1 protein-coding gene is annotated in these 234 nt (G+C 63.2%); it reads left to right on the forward strand.

Going from position 1 to position 234, the window contains the following annotated elements; all coding sequences use genetic code 11:
* On the forward strand, positions 1–234 hold a 234-nt coding region (locus NFH97_RS21180; RefSeq protein WP_349625595.1), incomplete at both ends, for a hypothetical protein.

The raw sequence follows: 234 nt of genomic DNA on the forward strand, positions 1-234 counted from the left end.
CTGGCGGATCAGTTCGCCATTGTCGTCACCGATAGCGATGGCGATACGGCTTCGACCAGCCTGACCATCGACGTCAACGACGATGTACCTGTGGCCGTGGATGACGCCACCACGACCGGCGAGGACACAGCGGTCACCTACAACGTCCTGGTCAATACAGACGGTACCAGCGACACCCAGGGCGCGGACGGTGCCAGTGTCACCGACGCCACCCTGCGAAATCCGAGCCAGGGC

The organism is Halomonas sp. SCS19 (assembly GCF_040147015.1).
Lineage (GTDB): Bacteria > Pseudomonadota > Gammaproteobacteria > Pseudomonadales > Halomonadaceae > Halomonas > Halomonas litopenaei.